The sequence below is a fragment of the Nocardia sp. NPDC004260 genome, from assembly GCF_053603155.1.
On sequence record NZ_JBSGEZ010000162.1, the window covers coordinates 1 to 5,361 of the forward strand.

6 protein-coding genes are annotated in these 5,361 nt (G+C 68.5%); 4 read left to right on the forward strand and 2 right to left on the reverse strand.

Annotated elements, in window-relative coordinates; genetic code table 11:
* Positions 1-82: 82 nt before the first annotated feature.
* A complete protein-coding gene (locus ACWEO7_RS37830) occupies positions 83-814 on the reverse strand; it encodes an IclR family transcriptional regulator (protein ID WP_452430463.1) in 732 nt (243 codons plus the stop codon).
* Positions 815-1,010: 196 nt separating this feature from the next.
* On the opposite strand from ACWEO7_RS37830, the gene ACWEO7_RS37835 reads away from it, so the two are divergent.
* The 4 genes from ACWEO7_RS37835 to ACWEO7_RS37850 all read left to right on the forward strand — a co-directional run bounded on the left by ACWEO7_RS37835 (position 1,011) and on the right by ACWEO7_RS37850 (position 4,981).
* Positions 1,011-1,835, forward strand: a complete 825-nt coding sequence (locus ACWEO7_RS37835; protein WP_452430454.1) for a 2-keto-4-pentenoate hydratase — start codon at positions 1,011-1,013, stop codon at positions 1,833-1,835.
* A gap of 3 nt (positions 1,836-1,838) precedes the next feature.
* On the forward strand, positions 1,839-2,822 hold the full coding sequence (locus ACWEO7_RS37840) for an acetaldehyde dehydrogenase (acetylating) (RefSeq protein WP_452430456.1): 984 nt from the start codon (positions 1,839-1,841) through the stop codon (positions 2,820-2,822).
* A complete protein-coding gene (gene dmpG, locus ACWEO7_RS37845; RefSeq protein ID WP_452430458.1) occupies positions 2,819-3,844 on the forward strand; it encodes a 4-hydroxy-2-oxovalerate aldolase in 1,026 nt (341 codons plus the stop codon). Before ACWEO7_RS37840 ends, dmpG begins: the two co-directional genes overlap by 4 nt.
* Positions 3,845-4,042: 198 nt before the next feature.
* Positions 4,043-4,981, forward strand: coding sequence for an undecaprenyl-diphosphate phosphatase (locus tag ACWEO7_RS37850; RefSeq protein ID WP_452430459.1), 939 nt, complete (start codon positions 4,043-4,045; stop codon positions 4,979-4,981).
* Between the two features lie 48 nt (positions 4,982-5,029).
* On the opposite strand, the gene ACWEO7_RS37855 is transcribed toward ACWEO7_RS37850, so the two are convergent.
* Positions 5,030-5,361, reverse strand: a 332-nt coding sequence (locus ACWEO7_RS37855; RefSeq protein ID WP_452430461.1) for a hypothetical protein, incomplete at its 5' end; no start/stop codon positions are given.

Sequence of the window (5,361 nt, forward strand, 5' to 3'; positions counted from 1 at the left end):
TAGGTAGTGGGGAGGAACCCAACGACGTTCGTTGGGGGACGACAGACCCCGTCCGGCCCTCGTGCCGGACGGGGTTCTCCTCTCAGGCGGGAGGCGCGGACAACAACCGGGTCCGCCGGGTCAGGGTGGCTCCGATGCCGTCGGCGGCCGCGCGGACCGATGCCGCGTGGGTCTCGGGGTGGAACCGATGGGACGGGCCCGCCACGCTGATCGCCGCGACCACCTCGTCCGACTCGCGAACGGGTGCAGCCACGCAGACGATGCCGGGCGCGGATTCCTCGAATTCGAAGGCCACGCCGTCGGCGGCGATCCGATCCAGCTGGGTGCGCAATGTGCCCGGTAGGGCCATCGTCCGAGGGGTGTAGCGGCGAAGCGCCCCGGCCAGCACCTGCTCACGAAGCGCCGCGTCGGCGTTGGCCAGTAATACTTTGCCGATGGCCGTGCAGTGCACCGGCATACGGCCCCCGATCCGCGACGGGGCGCTGGCCTGCCTGCGTCCGCCGATCTTCGTCAGGTACACGACATCGGTGCCGTCGAGAATGCCCAGATGCACGGTCTCGTGGATACGCGCGTTGAGTTCCTCCAGGAATGGAATGGACACTTCGAGCAGACTCCGCTCGACCGATGCGCGCATCCCGAGCTCGAACACATAGCTTCCGAGCCGATACCCGGCGTCGGTCCGGTCCAGTAGTCGGACCGCCACCATGTCGGCGAGGACCCGGTGCAGCGTGCCCTTCGGAATGCCGGTCCGCCGTCCCAGCTCGGCCAGGCTCAACGCGGTGTCGTCGATCGAGAACGCCTCGAGCACGGCCATGATCTTGCCGAGCACGGTCGAACCGTCTATCGCACGACCAGCGAACGGGGATGACACGGTCGACCTCCAACCTCCGGACCCGCTCACTCTACCGCCGCGGCGTTCGGCTCAGTGGAACGCAATGCTGGCGGATGCGTCCCACCCGCGGCGACAGTGAGAGCACTGTTTCACCTCCGCACGAGATCCGGGACTTCCGATGCCAACACCCCCAGGCCTTGACCGACGCTCCGTGGCTGCCGACGCTGCCACGATCGCCGCCGCCGACCTGCTCAGCGCGGCTGCCCGCTCCGGCACCCCGTGCGCACCGGTGCGCGATCTGATCGGTGCCGACGACGTGACCGCCGCGTACGCGGTGCAGGAACTGCTGACCGCCGAGCGCATCGCGGCGGGCGCCGAGGTGGTCGGCCGCAAGATCGGCTTGACCTCCCCGGCGGTGCAGCGGCAGCTCGGTGTCGATCAACCGGACTTCGGAGTGTTGTTCGACGACATGTACTACGGGCAGGACACACCCGTGCCGTTGAGCCGGTTGTTGCAGCCGAAGGTCGAAGCCGAGATCGCGTTCGTGCTCGGCGCGGACCTGGCGGAGGGGCCGCTCGATGACGAGCAGGTCCGCGGCGCGGTCGATTACGCCGTTGCCGCGCTCGAGATCGTCGACAGCCGCATCGACGGTTGGGACATCACCTTCGGTGACACCGTCGCCGACAACGCTTCGAGCGGTTTGTACGTGCTCGGCGCCCAACGCCGCACCCTCGATTCCTTCGAGCCCGTCACGGCACAGATGCGGATGTCGATCGACGGTGTCGAGGTGTCGACGGGAAACGGCGCGGCTTGCCTCGGCGATCCGCTGCACGCACTGGCCTGGCTGGCGCGGACCACTCGCGAGTTCGGCCGGCCACTGCGCGCCGGGCAGACAGTGCTGTCCGGAGCGCTCGGACCGATGGCGCCGATCGAGGCCCCTGGAATCGTCACCGCGGACATCACCGGTCTCGGATCGGTGACCGCGACCTTCATTCGGGAGTGAACCATGAACGACAGCCCCGCCAAGCTCAAAGTCGCGGTGATCGGATCGGGCAATATCGGCACCGATCTGATGATCAAAGTGATCCGGCACTCGACCGTCCTGGAGATGGGCGCGATGGTCGGCATCGACCCGGAATCCGACGGTCTGGCCCGCGCGCGCAGACTCGGCGTGCCCACCACGTCCGACGGCGTGCAAGGCCTGCTGAAACTGCCGAACTTCGACGAGATCGACGTGGTCTTCGACGCGACTTCCGCCAAAGCCCACGCCGCCCACGCCGCGGTGCTCGAACCGCTCGGCAAACGCCTGATCGATCTGACACCCGCCGCGCTCGGCCCGTTCGTCGTCCCGGCGGTGAATCTGGACGAGCATCGCCACGCGCCCAACGTCAACATGGTGACCTGCGGCGGACAGGCCACCATCCCGATCGTCGCCGCCATCTCGCGCGTGGCGCCGGTCGCCTACGCCGAGATCGTCGCGTCCATCGCCTCGAAGTCGGCGGGACCGGGCACGCGGGCGAATATCGACGAGTTCACCGAAACCACCGCGCACGCGATCCGAACGGTCGGCGGCGCGCGGCGCGGGAAAGCCATCATCATCCTCAATCCGGCGGACCCGCCGCTGATCATGCGCGACACGGTGCTGTGCCTGGTCACCGCGCCGGATCCCGGCACCCATGCGGCGATTCGCGAATCGGTGCAGCAAATGATCGCGCACGTGGCCACCTACGTCCCCGGCTACCGCCTCGAGCAGCAAGTCCAGATCACCGCCGTCCCGCAGGACCAACCGGTGCACACCCTGCTCGGCCCGGACACGGCGACCGCGCCCACCCATCAGGTGACGGTGTTCCTCGAGGTCGAAGGCGCCGCCCACTACCTCCCGGCCTACGCGGGAAATCTGGACATCATGACCTCGGCGGCCGTGCGCTACGCCGAATCCATCGCCGATACGATCGCCGCGGCACCGGCGGGACAGGAAGCGCTCCGATGACCACCCAACTGTTCATCCAAGACGTCACACTCCGCGACGGCATGCACGCGGTGCGCCACCGCATCACGCCCGCCGACGTCGGCCGGATCGTGGCGGCGCTCGACGCGGCCGGTGTCGACGGCATCGAAGTAGCCCACGGCGACGGTCTCGCCGGAGGCAGCCTGAACTACGGCCCGGGAAGCAACACCGACTGGGAATGGATCGAAGCCGCCGCGGACAATCTCACGCACGCCCGGCTGACCTCGCTGCTGCTGCCCGGCATCGGCACCATCGAAGAACTGAAGCACGCTTACCGGCTCGGTGTGCGCTCGGTGCGCGTAGCCACCCACTGCACCGAAGCCGACGTGTCCGCTCAGCACATCGCCACCGCACGGGAACTCGGGATGGACGTCTCCGGATTCCTGATGATGTCGCACATGGCCGAACCGGCTCGCCTGGCCGAACAGGCGAAACTGATGGAATCGTATGGGGCGCACTGCGTCTACGTCACCGATTCCGGCGGCCGGTTGACCATGAACGGAGTCCGTGACCGGGTCCGCGCCTATCGCGAGGTGCTGGACCCCGGGACCGAGATCGGGATCCACGCGCACGAGAATCTCTCGCTGTCGGTGGCCAATTCCGTCGTGGCGGTGGAAGAAGGCGTCACTCGGGTCGACGCCTCGCTCGCCGGGCACGGCGCCGGAGCGGGCAACTGCCCGATCGAGCCTTTCGTCGCTGTCGCCGACCTGCACGGCTGGAAGCACAGCTGCGATCTGTTCGCGCTACAGGACGCCGCCGACGACTTGGTGCGGCCCCTGCAGGATCGCCCGGTCCGCGTGGACCGCGAAACACTCACGCTCGGCTACGCCGGGGTCTACTCGTCCTTCCTGCGGCACGCCGAAACCGCCTCGCGGCGTTACGGCATCGACGTGCGCACGCTCCTGCTCGAGGTGGGCCGTCGTGGTTTGGTCGGCGGGCAGGAGGACCTCATCGTCGACATCGCGCTCGACTTGGTCGCCGAATCCCGCGGCGCCACCGCCTGAACGGCATCGAGCTCGCCGACGGTGATCTTCCGCCGTCGGCGCCTCCGACTCGTGGTCATCCGCGACGACGGGGCTCTCACCCCGCTTCCCGGTGCGCCGTACCCGGCTCCCGCAGGCACCGTCCCCGGCCGCGTCGCTCGTCGCCGGCCGCGAGAGGCCCTCACACGGTTGCGTTGTGTGCGTGCGAGACTCGGGGCGATGCTCACTTACTTTCAAGCGACAGTCATCGGGGCGGTGCAAGGTGTCACCGAACTGTTCCCGATTTCCAGCCTGGGGCACTCCGTGTTGGTCGCGGCATGGCTCGGAGGCGATTGGGAGAAGTTGACCGGCGAGGGCGAGTCCAATACGGGCACACCGTATCTCGCGTTTGTGGTGGCGCTGCACGTGGCGACGGCGGTGGCGCTGCTCGGCTACTACTGGCGCGACTGGTGCGTCATCGTGGCGGGCCTTTTCGCCACGCTGCGCACCGGGCGCCTCGACACCATTCCCCAGCGGCTGGCCTGGTTGATCGTCGTCGCCACCATTCCGGTCGGCGTGCTCGGCTTCCTGCTGGAACATCCGCTGCACGCGCTGTTCGGCACGCCTTTCTACGCCGGTATCTTCCTGGCGCTCAACGGCATCGTGCTGATCGTCGGTGAGGGATTGCGCCGGCGGAACGAGCCGTCGCTGGCCGAATACGGGCGGCGGTTCGCTCGGCGGGAAGCCCGCAGGGGCACCCGCACGGCCGAGGCGGAGACTCGGCGCCAATCCGACCGGCCGCTGGCCGCCCTCGGGACAGCGGACGCTCTCGGCATCGGCTTCGCTCAGGTCGGCGCGCTGCTGACCGGCTTCAGCCGGGCGGGCCTGACCATGGTCGGCGGCCTGTCGCGGGGTCTCGCGCACGAGCACGCGGCGAAATTCGCGTTCCTGCTGGCCACTCCGGCGATCCTCGGCGCGGGAGTCCTGGAACTACCGGAACTGGTCGGCCCGCAAACCGAAGGCATCCGTGGACCGGTGTTGTTCGGAGCCATCGTCTCCGGGGTGTCGTCGTGGCTGGCAGTACGGTTCCTGGAACGCTACTTCCAGACCCGGACCCTACTGCCGTTCGCCATGTACTGCATCGCCGCAGGCACCCTCTCGGTCGTCCACTTCAGTTGAGCTCTGCTCGGCGAAGTCGCCGATCCGGCTGCGGTGCGGCCGGAAGGATCAACCGGTTACGCATTCGTCGGCCAGCACCTCCCCGTCGGTGTCCAGGACGACCGCCGCGCCGACCATCCCGGCGGCGACCAGTTCGATGACAGCGGCGGAGGATCTCGGTTCGCCGCGGTAGGGGATCTCGGACTCGTAGGTGAGTTCGTCCCGGTCGCGCAGTTGTGCGGCGGCGACGGCGAGATCGTCGTAGCTGAGCGTCTGCTCCCCGACGAACGCTGCGTCGGTGCCGGTCAGCGCCCGGGTGCGGTGTGCGTAGGTGACCGGGCGGGGTGATTCGGCGGCGATCTCGGCGATGACGGCGGGGTCGTCGAGGGCGAGCCAGTCGA